The sequence below is a fragment of the Microbacterium sp. B35-30 genome (genome assembly GCF_010634855.1).
In the GTDB taxonomy this organism is placed as follows: Bacteria; Actinomycetota; Actinomycetes; order Actinomycetales; family Microbacteriaceae; genus Microbacterium.
Genome location: NZ_MWLQ01000006.1, coordinates 59,566 through 76,166, shown reverse-complemented (window position 1 = coordinate 76,166; position 16,601 = coordinate 59,566). Strand labels below are relative to the sequence as shown.

Sequence of the window (16,601 nt, the reverse complement as noted above, 5' to 3'; positions counted from 1 at the left end):
CCCGGATGGTGTGATCCACAAGAGCGCCACGCCCCCGATTGGCGTTTTGAGGGACTATTACGTATGCTTGGTCCTCGGCAGTGAGCCCCAGGGTTCACCCGGCCCCATCGTTTAGCGGCCTAGGACGCCGCCCTTTCACGGCGGTAGCACGGGTTCGAATCCCGTTGGGGTCACTCCCACAATTAAAAAGCATGGCCCTGTAGCGCAGTTGGTTAGCGTGCCGCCCTGTCACGGCGGAGGTCGCGGGTTCAAGTCCCGTCAGGGTCGCTCCGAGCGACGGGCCCTTTTTTCGAAGAGGGCCTTTCGTCTAGGACGCGGCAGGTCTCGTATAGAGGAGTATTCCTCGCACAGCTGCCGCGCGGCTCTGTAGCTCAGTTGGTAGAGCGCACGACTGAAAATCGTGAGGTCACGGGATCGACGCCCGTCGGAGCCACTGAAACCCTCGTGAGGCTTCTACTCACGGGGGTTTCTTCAATTCCCCCGCCGCACGCGGTAGCCGAGATACACCGACCCGTTCGCGAAGCGGCGCTCGTCGAAGAGCTCCAGATCCAGCCGCAGCCCTTCGTCGAGGAAGCGGATGCCGCCGCCGACGACCGCCGGCGCCACGATGACGTGCACCTCGTCGAGCACGCCGGCGCGTGCCGCCACCGAGGCGAGCTGCCCGCCGCCGATCCCGATCGGTGAGGACGAGGCATCCGTCATCGCCCGGACCTCCGCGGGATCGAAGTGCGAGCGCAGCTCGGTGCGGCCGGTCGACACCGACTCGAGCGACTGCGAGTAGACGATCTTGTCGACGTCGCGCCACTGCAGCGCGAACTCGCGCTCGGCGGGAGACAGGTCGTCGAGCGCGAAATCGTCCCACACCTTCATGACCTCGTACACGCGACGCCCGAGCAGGTGCGTGGTCGCGGGAGCCATCAGCTCGTTCACGAACGAATGCACCTCGGCGTCGGGACTCGCCCAGTCCCACCGCCCGTCGGGACCGGCGATGTAGCCGTCGAGCGACGCCGAGTTGAAGTACATCAGGGAGCCCACGCCTCCGCACGCTACCCCGCACGCCCGCCGCCGACCACCCCCGCGGTTGCCAGGCGGTTCTCAGGCTTCCCTCTTGCGCCGGAGACGGATGCCGAGGCTATTGTTTCTCGATAGGTCCTTGCCGTTTATCGATAGGTTTCCGATGCGCCCCAGAACGATCGTCGTCCTGAAGGCGATCCTCGCCGTGCTGATCGGCCTGCTGCTCCTCTGCCAGGTGGTGGTGCTGCCCGGCATGGCGCGATCGCTCGCCGGCATGTACCCGTACCTCGCCTACCTCGAGGTGCCCGGGATCGTCATCGGCGTGATCTTCACCCTCTGCGCCCAGGTCGTGCTCGTCTGCGTCTGGCGACTGCTGACACTCGTGCGCGCCGACAGCATCTTCACGCCGCGCGCATTCGTCTGGGTGGATGTCAGCCTGTGGGCCGTCGTCTTCGCCACGGTCCTCATCGTCACGACCCTCGGCTTCCTCATCAGTGCGCCGGCGGGATCGCCGTCAATCGTCCTGCTGTGCCTGCTCGGCATCGTGGTGGGCGCGGGGCTCTCCCTCCTGCTCGTCGTGCTGCGCGGACTGCTTCAGAAAGCTTCGCAGCTCGAGCACGACCTCTCGGAGGTGGTGTGATGCCGATCATCATCACCCTCGACGTGCAGCTGGCGAAGAAGAAGATGTCTGTCACCGACTTCGCGGCGGCGATCGACATCACCCCCGCCAACGTCTCGGTGCTCAAGAACGGGCGCGCGAAGGCGGTGCGCTTCACGACCCTGGACGCCATCTGCCGGGTGCTCGAGTGTCAGCCGGGCGACATCCTCGAATGGGTGCCCGACGACCATCCGGCGGCCATCGCCGTGAGAGAGGGTGACGCGTGAGTGCCGCAACGGCGAGCGCGCGGCGCACGCACGCCTGGAGCGACACGGCGATCGCCGAGCTGCTCGATGTCGCACGCTGCCCGGTCTGCGCCACGGGGGTCGTCGACGACCAGCGCTGCCCCGCGTGCGGCGCGGACTTCGCCGGCACCATCGGCCGCGACCTCTGGCTGGCGTCTCGGAGGGCGGCCGACGCGCTGCGCGCACGGCAGGCTCTGCTCGCGCAGGTGCCCCTCGTCCCGATCTCGGCGCCGGCGAGCGCCGCGACCGAAGCCGCGGACACCGCGCCGCAGCACGCCGCCTCCGCTGCCTCGCCGTCGCCCGGCCCCAGCGACGTGTACGCGGGCGCAGCGCGGGCGTCCGCCACGGTGCAGTCCGTCCTCGCCGTGGCCGGGGCGGCGCTCGTGGCCGTCGCCGCGGTGGTGTTCACGTTCTTCAACCCCGACCTCGCCGACCCGTGGCCGCGCGCGGCGATCATCGGCACGATCGCGGCGGCATTCCTCGGCGGCTCCGCACTCCTCGCTCGACGGGGGCTGCGGTTCTCGGCCGAGGCGATCGGCGCCCTCGGCGTCGTCTTCCTCGCGCTCACGGTCACCGCGGCGCTTCCGCTGCTGCCGCCGGAGTCGAACGGCTGGGTCTTAACCGCGCTCGCGACGCTGATCGCGGGCGGCGCGCTCGCGGCGCTCGGCCCGCGCGCCGGCATCCGTGCCTGGCTCTGGACCGGCCTGCTCGCGCTCGCCTTCGTTCCGCTCCTGCTCGCCCTGGGCGCGGACTCGGCGCTCGCCACCACCGCGGGCTGCCTCGCGTCGGCCGCCGCTGCCAGCGCACTGGTGGCCCTCGCCGCACGCGGATCCGCCGGGTTCGGCCCACTCACGGCCGAGCGAACGACGCTGACGGTCGCGCAGTTCGGCTTCGCGGCCGCCGCACTGGTCACGGTGTGGGAGACGGATGCCGCCACCGCCGTTCCGACCGCGTACCTGGCGAGCGCCACCCTGGCGTCGATCGCGGCGATCGCCGTCGCTTCGGCGCACCACCCCGCCGGCCGGCTCTGGAGCGGAGTCGCCGGCGCGGCGATCGTCGGCGCGACGACCGTGCTGCCGATCGCGATGCCGCCGCTCGGGGTCGGCACCTGGTTCGCGGCGTTCCCCGTCGCCGCCGGCGTCGGACTCGTCGCCGTCGGCGCGGCCACACCGCTGCATCGCGTCGTCGCACGCGGAGCCCTGTTCATCGGCGCGGTCGCCGTCGTCGCAGTGATCGCCGCCATCCCGACGCTCACGGCGCTCCTGTCGCTCGCGGGTGCCCTCGCGAGCTCCTCCACCGACCGCATGTTCCTGCTGCCCGGCAACGCGATCGGACTGACGGCGGGGCTCGCCGCCCTCGCGCTGTCGCTCGCCGCGTTCGCCGCCCTCACGCGGCGCGACCACGTGCCCACGGCCGCAGCCGATGTCGCGGCATCCACCCCCCACGGGTTTGGGGCGGCGTCGGGCCGCCGAATCGCCGTACCCGTCGACGCCGCGTTGGGTGGCACGTCGCTCGCAGCAGACCCCGGCGGAGAATGGATGCCGCAGCCGCTCGGCACGCGATGGCTCGGGTTCCTCGGCGCCTGGTACGCGGTGCTCGCCTTCCTCACGGTGCTGTCGCTGCCGGGACTCGAGGTGTGGGCGCGCGTCGCGCTCGGGCTCGTCGCCGCCGTCACCGCGGGCGCCGTCGTCACCAGCGGGCTGCGGGGAGCCTCGGCCGCCGTGCGCATGCCGCTCGTCGCCGGCGCGCACGCGACGGTCGTGTTCGCAGCGGTGCTGTCGTGGCGGGAGGACGACCTCACCGTCTGGGCCGGCGCGGCGGTCGTCGCGTCGATCGGCGTGCTCGCTCTCACCGTGCCGCGGGCGGCACGGTTCGTGCACGTCGGCGTCGGATTCGCGTACGCGCTGGTGGTGCTCGCCACCGCACTCGGCCGGGCCGGCGCGGATCCCCTCGTCGTGGTGTGCCTCACCACGTGCGCCGCCGGCGCGGTCGCCATCGCGGTGACGTTCGCCCGACGCGTGCCGTCGCGCGAGTGGTACGCCGTGCTGGTCGTGACGGCGGTGCCCTTCGCGATCGGCGTGCTGCAGGTGGTGTTCGAGCGGAGCGGCTGGACGGCGCTGTCGACCGCCGTGATCTTCGGCCTGGCGCTCACCCTCGTCACCACGAAGCGCGAGGGCCTGGGAGTCGTCGTACGCACATTCGCCGCCGCGACGCTCGTGCCCGCCGTCGCGGTGGTGGCGGTCTGCCTCGGCGCTCAGCTCCTGCCGATGAGCGGATCGCCGGTCGTGCTCCCGATCATCGCCGCGATCGTCGCCGGCGTGCTCGCGTCGGCCGACCTGATCGGCGACGCGCTCGGCCGCCGGCTGCCGCACGCGCAGGCGCGCGCCGCAGGGCTGGCTGTCGAGGCATCCGCGCTCCTCACGGCTGCGATCGCCGTCGCGCTCTCGCTCGTCCGGACGTCGGCCGGGCTGCCGACGACCCTGCTCGTGCTGTTGATCCTGGGCGTCGGGTTCGCCGCGACCGCCCTCACCGCCCCGCGCCGCTACGCGTGGCCGCTCGCCGGCGCGGCGTTCACCGGCGCGCTGTGGAGCGCGTGGGGCATCGCCGGCGTCACCGGGCTCGAGCCCTACCTGCTGCCGCCGGCCCTCGGGGCCTCGATCGTCGCCGCGGTACTCACGGCGCGCGGTCGCCGCGCCGTGGGCCTGTACGCCGCCGGGCTGGCGATCGCGGTGGTGCCGGTGCTGGTCGCGCTGGCCCTGGACCGGACGGATGTCACAGTCCCGGCGCTCTCGATCGAGGCCGGCTTCCCCGCCCGGGCGTACGCACTGGTGGCCGCCGCGTGGGTGCTGGTGTCGGCATCCGTCATCGTCACGCGCGCGTCCGCACCCCGCGTGCGCCGGCTCCGCGCGCTGCGCACCCCGACGCTCGCCGTCGCCATCGTCGCCGCGACGGCCGCCGCGGCGCAGGGCGTGCGGTGGAGCACCGGCCTCGACACCGCGCCCACCGACCCGGTCGTCGTCGCGGCGCTCCTGTTCGGCCTGATCGGCGGCGGGGCTGCGGCGAGCGCGGCGCGCGCCCTGCGCCCAGGCGCGCCCGCGGGGTCGCTGCTCGCCGATACGCGGTGGCTCGGCGCTCCGGCCGTCCTGATCCTCGGTGTGGCGACCTGGCCGGCGATCGAGCGGGACTGGTTCGTCATCTGGACGATGTGGGCGCTGCTGCTCGGCTTCCTGACGCTGATGGTGGCGGTCGCGGCCCGCGGCCTGCGCGGGCCGACCGGGCTGCCGCCGGTGTGGTTCCTGTTCGCCGTGTCGTTCGTGACGGCGGTGGTCGCGTGGAGTCCTCGCGACCTGCGCGTGGAGTGGTTCTCGCTGCCCCTCGGCCTGTTCCTCCTCACCGCCGGTGCGCTGGCGCTGCGCCGACCCATGGTGGAGGCGCCGATCAGGTCGATCACCGCGTGGCCCGCCGGCTGGACCGGATCGTGGCCGCTGCTCGCGCCAGGGCTCGTGACGATGCTGAGCGCCTCGGTCGCCGCGACCTACACCGATCCGCGGACCTGGCGGGCGATCCTCGTCATGGCCATCGCACTCGTGGCGATCCTCGTCGGCGCCACCCAGCGCCTCGCCGCGCCGTTCCTCATCGGCATCGTCGTGCTGCCGATCGAGAACGTGCTCGCGTTCATGGTGCAGATCGGCCGCGGCATCGAGGCGATGCCGTGGTGGATCACGCTGTCGGTCGTGGGCGCGGTCCTGCTCATCATCGCCGTCGGCTACGAGCGGCGTGCGGGCGACGGCACCGGGCTCACCGCGCGCCTCCGCGACCTCTCCTGACCCACGGCCCGGGAACGGCTCGTCCGCAACCCGGGGCTCAGGGGGCGAGCGTGACGTCGACCTGGATCTCGGTCGCCAGGCGCTCGAGCTCGCCGGTGAGGGCATCGAGATCGACGGATGCCGGAACCCGGGCGACGACCGTCGCCTCGAAGAGCCGTCCGCCGTACATGGCCGCCTCTGCGGTGCGCGTCGTGAGGTGGTCGATCGAGACGTCGTGGTTGCGCAGCACAGCGGAGATGTCGCGGACGATGCCGGGATGGTCGTTTCCGATCACCTGCAGCGTGAGCGCGCGGGCCGGGGCTCTCGGCGGCTCTTCGGCGCCGGGGTGCACCGTGACCTTGAGTAGACCCTCGAGCTCGGTGAGCGCCGCCCGCAGCTCCTCGGCGCGCTCGGCGGGGACCGACACCTCGATGATGCCAGCGAAGGCGCCCGACAACTCGGCGAGCTGGCTGTTCTCCCAATTCCCGCCGTGGTCTCCGACGACGTCCGCGACCGCCGCCACGAGTCCTGACCGGTCGTCGCCGACCACGGTGAGCACGAACGTCGTCATGCGTTCACTGTAGCGAGCGGGCGGGGCGGCCACCCGGAGTGCGCCCACCCATCGCGCGCTCCGCCGCCATCGCGGTCTCAGGCTCTGCCCTCGCAGCATCCGTCGAGCGATCGCAGCACGCATCACCTCGGTGAGCACAGCGCTCACCAGGGTGACGACCGCGTTCGCAGAACGCTCCGCCGGGACCGACGGCCCTACCCGAATTGTGCTGTAACCGGTCCTAGCCAGCGGCTCCGCGACCCGATAGATTCCGATCAACGGCCTCCCCCAGGGCCTGCCCCCTCGCACGTCGTCGTGCGCGAGGACTCCTGCCGGAGGTGTTCGTTTCCAGCGCAGTGAGAGGGGTACGACCGATGAAGTTCACCCGCCAACCCACGCGATGGCGCAAGCGCACGCTCGCCGCAGCAGGAGCCCTCCTGCTCGGCGCGTCGCTGATGAGCGCCACCGCAGCAGCCGCCGAGGACGACCCCCGCGAGGGGCTCGCTCCCGGATACTTCGACGCCGGCCTCGCCGCGAGCAACATCGAGCTGCTCGCAAGCCTCCCCCGCGTCGCTCCGTTCGACGCCCCTCCGGGCAACTTCGGCTTCGTCAACTCCGACCTCGCCTTCACCGGCGACCACGCCGTCGTCGGCAACTTCAACGGCTTCCAGGTCTACGACGTGACGGATGCCGCGGCCCCGACGCTGCGGAACTCGTTCGTGTGTCCCGGCGGCCAGGGTGACGTATCGGTCTACGGGAACCTGCTGTTCATGTCGGTCGAAGAGACCCGCGGCCGCATCGACTGCGGGACGCAGGGAGCACCCGGGGCCGTCAACCTCGAGCGGTTCCGCGGCGTGCGCATCTTCGACATCACCGACATCGACAACCCGGTGCAGCTGCCGGGCGTGCAGACCTGCCGCGGCTCGCACACGCACACGCTCGTCACCGATCCCGACGACCCTGCGAACATCTACATCTACAACTCGGGCACATCGAACGTGCGTTCGCCGCTGGAGCTCGCCGGGTGCGAGAGCGTGTCGTCGAACACGCAGGCGCCCATCACGGAGGGCAACCCCACGCAGTGGCGGATCGACGTCATCAAGGTGCCGCTCGCAGCACCAGCGACCGCGGCGATCGTGAACCAGCCGCGCATCTTCTCCGACCCCGACACCGGCGCCTTCAACGGTCTGCAGAACACGCTGTCCGGCACACTGCACCCGTCGGGCACGCCCTACAGCCCGTTGCCGAACACCAACACGTGCCACGACATCACGGCCTACCCCGAGATCGGCCTGGCCGCCGGTGCGTGCCAGGGCAACGGCATCCTGATCGACATCTCCGACCCGGCGAACCCGGTGCGGCTGGATGCGGTCTCCGACCCGAACTTCTCGTACTGGCACTCCGCGACGTTCAACAACGACGGCACCAAGGTCATCTTCACCGACGAGTGGGGCGGCGGCACGTCAGCGCGCTGCCGTGAGACCGATCAACCCCAGTGGGGCGCCGACGCCCTGTTCGACATCGTCGACGGCAAGCTGCAGTTCGCGAGCTACTACAAGCTCCCGGCCGTGCAGACCACGCAGGAGAACTGCGTCGCCCACAACGGGTCGATCGTTCCGGTGCCCGGTCGCGACATCCTCGTGCAGGCCTGGTACCAGGGCGGCGTCTCGGTGATCGACTTCACCGACACCGCGAACCCGGTCGAGATCGCCTACCTCGACCGCGGCCCGATCGACGAGCCCAATGCGACCGGGTTGAATCTCGGCGGCTACTGGTCGACGTACTGGTACAACGGCAATGTGCTCGGCAGCGAGATCGCGCGCGGCTTCGAGACGCTCGGGCTCACGCCGAGCGCGATGATGTCGGCGAACGAGATCGCGGCGGCCGGTGAGATCCAGCTGAGCGAGTTCAACGCCCAGCTGCAGACGACGCTCGTGCACGCGCCGAGCTTCGCTGTCGTGCGCTCCTACGTCGACCAGGCGGAGCGCGCAGGGACGCTCACGGGCAAGGCGCTGAGCGAGGTGCGCGGGCACCTCGACAAGGCCGAGGCGCTCGCCGCCAAGGGCAATGACCAGTCGGTCCTCGACCACCTGGCCAATGCTGCGCGCAAATCGGGCGCGGGTGCCGATTCCGACCTGGCGCAGGCGATCGCCGCACTGGCGGGCACCTTCAGCTGAGGCGACGCCCGCGGCCACCGGGCCGCACACCGGATGCCCCCGGGATCCACGGATCGCGGGGGCATCCCTCGTCTCGCGGCGGACCTGCCGGGCGATCCCCGTGGGGATCAGCCCTCGCGCTCGGCGAGGAGCTCCTTCATGCGGGCGATCTCGATGCCCTGGTCGGCCTCGACATGCCGGGCGAACGCATCGATGTCGGACTCCTGGCCGCCGGCCTCCGCGTAGAGCTCGGTCACCATCTGTATCGCGCCCTCGTGGTGCCGGATCATGTACGCGAGGAAGAGCCGCTCGAACTCCTCGCCGTCGGCTGCCTCGAGCTCGGCGAGCTCGTCATCGGTGAGGAGTCCGGGCATCGACTCCGCGCTGTGCGCGTGGGAGTCGTCCGGATCGCGCACGGGTTCGCCCCGTGTCTGCAGCCAGGTCTCGAGCTGGGTGATCTCGTCGGTCTGGCTCACGTTCATGCGCTCGGCGAGCAGGCGGATGTCTTCGTCCGTCGTGCGCTCGTCGACGTAGCCGGTCATCTGGATCGCCTGCGAGTGGTGGTGGAGCATGTCGCGCACGAAGAGCACGTCCTGCTCGACGTACGTCGGCGAGCCGAGTCCGGCCGCCTCCTCCGGGGACAGTGTCCGGTTCGGCTCGCCCGGAGCGCCCAGCTGCACGACAGGACTCGTCGGCAGCGGCGCTGCCTCTTCAGGCTCTGCCGTGCAGGCGGAGAGCCCGACGATGAGGAGCGCGGCGGCACCGAGCGAGACCAATCGGGTCGGCGTCGACATGATCGAACCTCTCGTAGGGGGGTTGCTCCATCATGCGCGGCCGAGCGGCCGGAAGCGAGCGACGGAAACAGAAAGTTAACGATTTCTGTAGCGGTGGCTGATGCGGCACCGATACGTTCCATTCATATAACTGCATACGCATGCAGTATGCGAAGTGCGATCGGTGTCGCCCCCAGACGGCGCGGAATGCACTTCGGCCTGAGGAACAAACCGACATATCGATGATGCAATGCTGATTTGGAAGGCCATCCCCGCATGACGACACGATCTCCCCACAGATCACACTGGAGGACCCGCACGCTCGCCGCTGTCGGCGCGCTGGCGCTCGGATTCTCCATGATGACGGCGACCGCGGCGCTCGCCGATGTCCCGGACTCCGACCCCCGAGAAGGCCTGGCCGCCGGCCTGCACGACGCGGAGCAGGCGGCGAGCAACATCGCCCTCCTGTCGGCGCAGCAGAAGACCTCGCCGTTCACCACCAACTCCGACCTGGCCTTCACCGGCGACTACGCGATCGCCGGGAACTACTACGGCTTCCAGATCTACAACATCTCCGACCCGGCGGCCCCGACCCTCGACGGCACCTTCGTCTGCCCCGGCGGCCAGGGCGACGTCTCGGTCTTCGGCGACCTGCTGTTCATGTCGGTCGAGTCCGGCCCCGGCCGCCTCGACTGCGGCACCGTCTCGGTGCCCGCGACCGACCCGCAGACCTTCCGTGGCGTGCGCGTGTTCGACATCTCCGACATCACGAGCCCGGTGCAGGTCGCCGCGGTCCAGACGTGCCGCGGATCGCACACCCACACCGTCGTGGAAGACCCCGACGACGCCGAGAACGTGTACGTCTACGTGTCGGGCACCGCGGGCGTCCGCACGACGACCACGGCGCTCGAAGGCTGCGTCAACCCGACGAACGCCAACACCGAGGCGGCCTACCTGGACGCCAACGGCAACCCGATCGACACCGCCCGCTTCCAGGTCGAGGTCATCAAGGTTCCGCTCGCCGACCCGGCCTCCGCGGCCGTCGTGAACGAGGCGCGCCTGTTCGTCGCCGAGAGCGGCAGCCCTGCGGGCCTGTGGCCGGGCGGCAGCCACGGCGAAGGGCTCCAGAGCACTTCCGCAACGGATGCGTGCCACGACATCACGGCCTACCCCGAGATCGGCCTCGCGGCCGGCGCGTGCGAGGGCAACGGCATCCTGATCGACATCAGCGACCCGGTGAACCCGGTGCGCCTGGATGCCGTGACCGACCCGCGGTTCGCGTACTGGCACTCGGCGACGTTCAACAACGACGGCACCAAGGTCGTCTTCACCGACGAGTGGGGCGGCGGAAGCTCGCCGCGCTGCCGCGCGGAGGACCCGAAGAACTGGGGCGCCAACGCGATCTTCGACATCGTGGACGGCAAGCTGCAGTTCGCGAGCTACTACAAGATGCCGGCGATCCAGACGGCGCAGGAGAACTGCGTCGCGCACAACGGCTCACTCATCCCGGTGCCCGGACGCGACATCATGGTGCAGGCCTGGTACCAGGGCGGCCTGTCGGTGTTCGACTTCACCGACAGCGCCAACCCGGTCGAGATCGCGTACTTCGACCGCGGCCCGAACGACGCGACGCGTCTCGTGACGGGCGGCTACTGGTCGACGTACTGGTACAACGGCAACGTCTTCGGCAACGAGATCGGCCGCGGGTTCGACAGCCTCGCACTGCAGCCGAGCGCGCAGCTGAGCGCCAACGAGATCGCCGCCGCGGGCGAGTACACGGTCGACCTGTTCAACGCACAGGCCCAGCCGCGGTACGAGCACGCGCCCAGCTTCTCGGTGGTGCGGTCGTACGTCGATCAGGCTGAGCGCGCAGGAACGCTCACGGGCACGGCCCTGACCGATGTGCGCGGGCACCTCGACAAGGCAGAGATGCTCGCCGCCAAGGGCAACAACCAGTCGGTCGTCGACCACCTGGCCAACGCCGCGCGCAAGTCGGGCCTGGCGGCCGAGTCCGACCTGGCACAGGCGATCGCTGCCCTCACGGGCACGTTCAGCTGACGCCTGACCTCTCCGGACGCTGCCCGGTGACTTCGGTCGCCGGGCAGCGTCGCGTTTCCGGGCGGCGGGGGGCGCGAGCCGTCAGCGCGGTCTGAGCTCGTCGGTCACCGGGAACGGCACGCGGAAGCGCTCCGGATCGGCGCCGACGACGGATGCCGCGCCGAACTCGTCGGCGACGACGGTGATCCCCCGCGCGCTGACCTCGGCGATGCGCACGGGTCGCTCCGCACCGTCCGGGAGGCACAGCGTCCACTGATCGGCGAGGTAGCCGATTCCGAGCTCGTCGAGCAGCTCCTCGCCGGTCAGCCAGTCGATGGCGCCGTCGTCTTCGGCCGACGTGCGTTCCCGCCCGAGCAGGTCGAAGACGCGGAAGCCCTCGCCGTCGGCGAGCATCCATCCCAGCAGCTCACCGTCGGCACGACGATGTTCGATCCAGTCCAGGGGCAGCACGGCATCCGAGCGTAGCGACTGACCGCGCATGCGTCACAACCGCGTTCTCCACAACCGGCGCTTTCCGCGGGCCCCGGCGGCAGCATCCCGCTACCATCCCCTCAGGGGCCAAGCGTGGGGGACGCGCGGTCCGGACTCTTGGGGGAGTCGTATGGCCACATTCAACACAGGTCCCGCGCGGCCGTCCGCGCGGGTGCGCCGCCGGCGCCTGTTCGTGGGCGTCGCCGGCGCCGTCGTCGTGCTCGCCGCCATCGGCGGTATTGTGGCGGCGATCGGATTCGCGCGGGCCGGCGTCGAGAGTCGCGAACCGGATGCCGCGGTCGTCACACACGCCGCCTCGCCCGACGCGACGCCCGTTCCCGAACAGACCCCGCTCACGCCCGAGGAGCAGCTGCTGGGCACGGCCACGGATCCCGCCGCCTGCGCGGTGAGCTTCACCGGCGACGGCATCGGCGACGCCCCGATGCTCCAGACGCAGGGCGCCCTGTATACGGGCCTGCCGATTCCCGCGCGCGACGGGCTCGTTTTCGCCGGGTGGTACGCGACGCCGGCGGATGCCGCAGCCTTCGCCATCCCGGGACGCGTGAACGGGTCCGAACCCGTCGTGTGCACCGACCGCCGTGTGACGCTCCACGGCGCGTGGATGAGCCCCGAGCAGAACGCGGCGGAGGACGCCCGCATCCCGATCCTCATGTACCACCAGTTCACCGCCGACCCCGAGGGCGAGAGCGGATGGCTGCGCGGCAACTACGCGTACATCGGCGACTTCGACGCGCACGTGAACCACATCGCGACGACGGGCTTCTACCTGCCGACCTGGGACGAGCTGTCGGCCTTCATCGACGGGCGGCTGTTCCTGCCGAACCACTCGGTGATCGTCACCGACGACGACGCCGACCAGACGTGGTTCGACCTCGCCGTGCCGGTGGTCTCCACGTACAAGGTGCTCGCGACATCGTTCATGATCACGGCGTACCGGCAGGATCCGCCGCCGAACATGTACGTGCTGCGCCGGTCGCACACCCACGACATGCACCGCGCGGGCGCCAACGGCGACGGTCTCATCACAAACCTCGGCGTGCCCGAGATCGTCGCCGACATGGAGGCCTCGTACGGCGTGCTCGGCGTCAAGGAGATCATGGCCTACCCGTTCGGCCACTACAGCGATACCGCCAAGGAAGGCCTCCGACAGGCGGGCTGGGAGATGGCACGCACCATCGAGCCCGGCTACGTCACGATCGGCACCGACAAGCTCGCGCTGCCGACGGTGCGCATCAACTACGGCATGGGCCTCGACGCGCTGGTGAACCTCATCGGCTGAGGCGAGACTGCGGCACACCGCGCAATACCGGTTCGAATTAAGTCTTGTCAAGGTTTTCGGGACCAAAGTCTTCCGATCGACGGGCGGCCGCAGTACATTTACAGGGCGCAGGGGAGTTCGAACCCGAATCGAGCGATCCCACGACCCGACAACCCGGCCGGGTCTGCGCACTGGGGTGGAATGGCCTGCTCGGCATGCCGTCGTGCGGGCTTCTGGGGAAGTACATGTCTGCTAGGGACGCGTCATCGTGCGCGCGGTGGACCGCGGCCTGAAGCCGACCGCGATCGAAGCGGCGCCGACGGGCGCCGGAGGAGTGACCCGAACGCTCCTTCGACGCCCAACTCCGACGCGCCCGATTCTGGATGTCCTCCCCGACGCGATCGCCCCTCGCGCGCAGCCGTCGCTGGAGCGCCGCCACCTCTGGGAGCGGCGCTACCGGCGACGGCTGATCGCGACCGATGTGGTCTGCATCACCGCGGCCGCCGCCGCAGCGATCGTCTTCGAGATCGCCGGGGGCGTGCCCTTCGCACAGCTCGCCGGGCCCGCCCGCATCGGACTCTTCGTCATCTGCGCGTGGATGACGCTCCTGGCGCTCGCCCGCACGCGGGAGCCCTCCGTGGTGGGCTCGGGGGCCGCCGAGTACATGCGCATCGGGCATGCGACGGGCTTCGCGTTCGGCATCCTGTCGACCGTCTTCATCCTCGCGCAGCTGCCCGGACTGCGCGCGCAGCTCATCATCGCGCTGCCCGTGGGCCTCGTCGCCCTCGTGCTGAGCCGCTGGCTCTGGCGCAGGTGGCTGATCCACGAGCGCGAACGCGGCGAGTGCGTCTCGCGAGTCCTCGTCGCGGGCACACGCGACGACGTCGAGTACGTCATCGAGAAGCTCGTGCACGACCCTCATCACGCCTACCTCGTGATCGGGGCGACGACGACGGACGGCGTGTTCGAGCCGATCGACATCGAGGATCATCTCTACCCCGTGATCGGGTCGATCCGTTTCACGGCGGCCTACGGACGCGAGGCCGGTGCCGACACCATCATCGTTGCGAGCACCCCGGACGACGACCGCGACTTCGTTCGGCGGCTGGGGTGGGAGCTGGAGGGCAGTGCGGCCGAGCTGGTGCTGTGCAACCGGCTCACCGACGTGGCAGGACCCCGATTGTCGCTGCGGCCACTCGATGGGCTGCCGCTCGTGCAGGTGAAGATCCCCGAGTTCGAGGGCGGCATCCACGCCATCAAACGGGGGATGGATGTGGTGCTGTCACTCCTCGCCCTTGTCCCGATCGCGCTCATCGCGCCGTTCGTGGCCATCGCCATCAAACTCGACTCGCGCGGCCCGGTGCTGTTCCACCAGCTGCGGGTCGGCCGCGACGGCCGCCAGTTCTCGATGCTCAAGTTCCGCACCATGGTCGTCGACGCCGAGGAGCGGCGCGCTGAGTTGCTCGCCCGGAACGACGGCGCAGGACCGCTGTTCAAGGTGAAGCGCGACCCGCGGATGACGCGCGTGGGCGCGATCCTGCGCAGGTTCTCGATCGACGAGCTGCCGCAGTTCGTCAACGTGCTGCGCGGTGACATGAGCATCGTCGGCCCTCGCCCGCCGCTTCCGAGCGAGGTGACATCGTACGACGGCAGCGTGTACCGCCGGCTCTACATCAAGCCCGGTATCACCGGGCTCTGGCAGATCAGCGGTCGCAGCGACCTTTCGTGGGCCGACAGCGTGCGCCTGGACCTGCGCTACGTCGAGAACTGGTCGATCGCCACCGACGTCATGATCATGTGGCGCACGGCGAAAGTCATGATCGCACCGAAGGGGGCCTACTGATGCTCCCTCAGAAGACTTGGCCGGCGACAATGGCGTCGCCGGCCGCCAACAGCTGGATCCGCGGTCGTCACCCGCCGCTGCCCGTCAGGTGCACACTGGCGCTGGCATCAACGGTGGACGCCCGTTCCCCAAGCGGGCGTGACCGCGGGTCCTTAAGACCGGCGCCGCGGCGGCGGAGACCGGCGCGAGGCGTACATTCCGATAATGGAATACCCTGGGCCGTAGTCAGCTCGACACGACCCGCACCTGGGAGAACTCGACCGCCTGGTTCGACGCGTAGTCCTTGAAAAGGCGGAGCCAGGGTCCCCTGGCGTCCGATTCCGCGAGCTTGGCCTCGATCGGTTCACCGCCGTCGGCGGCGGCGAGCATCCGGCCGTCGGACACGTCGATCCGAATCCGCACCGGGTCGCCTGCCGTCGGCGCGTCGACACTTCCCGCAGCCAGGTCGGGCCCGGTGACGCCGCGCTTGCAGCGAGCGAGGGCGATCGTGCCGTCGGCGTGAAGCGAGAACTGATAGCCGTCGGCGTCGCCCCGCCCGCCCTGCCCTCCCGGCGCGTCGCCGTTCAAGGCGAACACCACGCCGGCGGCGCCGCGGGGAGGAACGGCATCCGGCCAGACGATCGTCAGATCCAGACGGCTCAGCGCCCCTCCTGGAACGGCCAATGAACCCATCAGGTAGCTGGTCGGATCCATCTGCTGGATGCGGAGGGCTGCCCGGTCCGGGACGAACGAGGGTTGAGAAGACCAGCCGAGCGCGGCGATCGCCGTAGGAAGATCGCCGGGCGCTCGTCGGCCGGTGGCGAAGGTGTCCCGGTCGGCACGCCTGCCGTCGACGAGGTAGCCCACGTTGGAGCACATCAGCCCGGCGACTCCGAGGCCCGCGAGCCGTTCCACATCGTCGTGGAACCGCACCTCCCAGCACATCAGCGGGATCCCCGTGGCCACGACCTGCCTGATCACTTCGTCCGGCATCGACACCGGCACGCCCAGGATGTCGAAAGTCGTCGCGAACTCATCCAGCCGATCGATCTGTTCCACGTCGAAGTATCCCCACGCGCAATAGCCTCTCTCCTTCGCAGCGCGCACCTGTGAGGCCGGCGCCCACTGCTTCCAGACGAAGCGCTGCGTCGCCCGGGGCTGAGCATCGAGGGTGTCCAGGAGCTGAAGCGTGTTCGTCCCCTGCTTGTCCTCGACGAACACCAGCGTGTCCGGGCCGATCTCCCGCAGGACGTCCTCGAGCCTCGAGACGGGCTCCAGAGGAGTGTTGACGCCCAGCCAGCTCCTGGCGTCCACAGAACGTGCGCTCACCTCGCTCCAGGTCATGTCGGCGATCTTCCTGTCGACACCCAGCACGCGTTCTCCGGACAGATCGTGGTGACAGATCAGCACGCCGTCCGAGGTCGAGCACACCGAGATCTCGATCGCCTCGGCGCCCGCCTGCAGCGAGTTCCGATAGGCGCCGAGAGTGTGCTCCGGCCAGTTGTCGCCGCTGCCGCGGTGACCGACGTAGAACCTCGGCCGGCTGATGAGCTCGCGGACGTCGAGCGGGATGGGTGCGCGCGAGGGTGAGGGCGCGCCCGAAGGAGAGGGAGAAGCGGGGATCGCCTGGGACGGGCTCCTGCTCGCGCGGGGCGGCGCAGAGCAGCCGGCCAGGACCACGGTCGACAGCCCGCCGATGAGGAAGCCACGCCGCGACATCGGAGACGGGGCCATCGCTTCACCTCCCGTTGTTCCCTGGCGCCCCGGCC

Annotated in this window: 12 protein-coding genes and 3 tRNA genes; 10 read left to right on the top strand and 5 right to left on the bottom strand. The window is 70.2% G+C overall.

The features are described from left to right. Window positions 1–100: 100 nt before the first annotated feature. The 3 genes from B2K11_RS02795 (at window position 101) to B2K11_RS02785 (ending at window position 433) form a co-directional block, all read left to right on the top strand. Window positions 101–173, top strand: a tRNA-Glu gene (locus B2K11_RS02795). Between the two features lie 20 nt (window positions 174–193). Then, window positions 194–267 (top strand) — tRNA-Asp (locus B2K11_RS02790). Between the two features lie 93 nt (window positions 268–360). After that, window positions 361–433 (top strand) — tRNA-Phe (locus B2K11_RS02785). 38 nt (window positions 434–471) lie between these two features. On the opposite strand, the gene B2K11_RS02780 is transcribed toward B2K11_RS02785, so the two are convergent. After that, entirely contained in the window at window positions 472–1,035 is a 564-nt protein-coding gene (locus B2K11_RS02780; protein WP_163616626.1) for a dihydrofolate reductase family protein, read from the bottom strand. A 142-nt stretch (window positions 1,036–1,177) separates the two neighbouring features. Between B2K11_RS02780 and B2K11_RS02775 the strand changes: the two genes are divergently transcribed. Genes B2K11_RS02775 through B2K11_RS02765 form a run of 3 tightly spaced genes read left to right on the top strand, consistent with a single transcriptional unit; the run spans window position 1,178 to window position 5,744 of the window. Continuing rightward, on the top strand, window positions 1,178–1,654 hold the full coding sequence (locus tag B2K11_RS02775) for a DUF2975 domain-containing protein (RefSeq protein WP_163616624.1): 477 nt from the start codon (window positions 1,178–1,180) through the stop codon (window positions 1,652–1,654). Then, window positions 1,654–1,899: a helix-turn-helix transcriptional regulator gene (locus tag B2K11_RS02770; protein WP_163616622.1), complete on the top strand. Its 246-nt coding sequence runs from the start codon at window positions 1,654–1,656 to the stop codon at window positions 1,897–1,899. The genes B2K11_RS02775 and B2K11_RS02770 overlap by 1 nt, the downstream gene beginning before the upstream one ends. After that, window positions 1,896–5,744: a hypothetical protein gene (locus B2K11_RS02765; protein ID WP_163616620.1), complete on the top strand. Its 3,849-nt coding sequence runs from the start codon at window positions 1,896–1,898 to the stop codon at window positions 5,742–5,744. Before B2K11_RS02770 ends, B2K11_RS02765 begins: the two co-directional genes overlap by 4 nt. A 37-nt stretch (window positions 5,745–5,781) precedes the next feature. On the opposite strand, the gene B2K11_RS02760 is transcribed toward B2K11_RS02765, so the two are convergent. After that, complete coding sequence (locus B2K11_RS02760; RefSeq protein WP_163616618.1) at window positions 5,782–6,294, bottom strand: ACT domain-containing protein; 513 nt, start codon at window positions 6,292–6,294, stop codon at window positions 5,782–5,784. A gap of 353 nt (window positions 6,295–6,647) precedes the next feature. Here B2K11_RS02760 and B2K11_RS02755 point away from each other — a divergent pair, with 353 nt between their 5' ends. Then, window positions 6,648–8,450 (top strand): DUF4398 domain-containing protein, encoded by a 1,803-nt coding sequence (locus tag B2K11_RS02755; RefSeq protein WP_163616616.1) that lies wholly within the window; start codon window positions 6,648–6,650, stop codon window positions 8,448–8,450. A 107-nt stretch (window positions 8,451–8,557) separates the two neighbouring features. Here the strand turns inward: B2K11_RS02755 and B2K11_RS02750 are convergent, their stop codons facing one another. Then, window positions 8,558–9,223 (bottom strand): DUF305 domain-containing protein, encoded by a 666-nt coding sequence (locus tag B2K11_RS02750; RefSeq protein ID WP_163616615.1) that lies wholly within the window; start codon window positions 9,221–9,223, stop codon window positions 8,558–8,560. Between the two features lie 336 nt (window positions 9,224–9,559). Here B2K11_RS02750 and B2K11_RS02745 point away from each other — a divergent pair, with 336 nt between their 5' ends. After that, window positions 9,560–11,260 (top strand): hypothetical protein, encoded by a 1,701-nt coding sequence (locus B2K11_RS02745; RefSeq protein ID WP_204259985.1) that lies wholly within the window; start codon window positions 9,560–9,562, stop codon window positions 11,258–11,260. Between the two features lie 81 nt (window positions 11,261–11,341). Here the strand turns inward: B2K11_RS02745 and B2K11_RS02740 are convergent, their stop codons facing one another. Continuing rightward, complete coding sequence (locus B2K11_RS02740) at window positions 11,342–11,740, bottom strand: hypothetical protein (protein ID WP_163616611.1); 399 nt, start codon at window positions 11,738–11,740, stop codon at window positions 11,342–11,344. Window positions 11,741–11,861: 121 nt separating this feature from the next. On the opposite strand from B2K11_RS02740, the gene B2K11_RS02735 reads away from it, so the two are divergent. Both B2K11_RS02735 and B2K11_RS02730 read left to right on the top strand, forming a co-directional pair. Continuing rightward, window positions 11,862–13,031 (top strand): polysaccharide deacetylase family protein, encoded by a 1,170-nt coding sequence (locus B2K11_RS02735; protein WP_163616609.1) that lies wholly within the window; start codon window positions 11,862–11,864, stop codon window positions 13,029–13,031. A 256-nt stretch (window positions 13,032–13,287) separates the two neighbouring features. Beyond that, window positions 13,288–14,853 carry a sugar transferase gene (locus tag B2K11_RS02730; protein ID WP_239525636.1) on the top strand — a complete coding sequence of 522 codons (1,566 nt, stop codon included), beginning with the start codon at window positions 13,288–13,290 and terminating at the stop codon, window positions 14,851–14,853. 225 nt (window positions 14,854–15,078) lie between these two features. Here the strand turns inward: B2K11_RS02730 and B2K11_RS02725 are convergent, their stop codons facing one another. Beyond that, window positions 15,079–16,566: a glycerophosphodiester phosphodiesterase gene (locus tag B2K11_RS02725; RefSeq protein ID WP_163616608.1), complete on the bottom strand. Its 1,488-nt coding sequence runs from the start codon at window positions 16,564–16,566 to the stop codon at window positions 15,079–15,081. Window positions 16,567–16,601 lie beyond the last annotated feature (35 nt).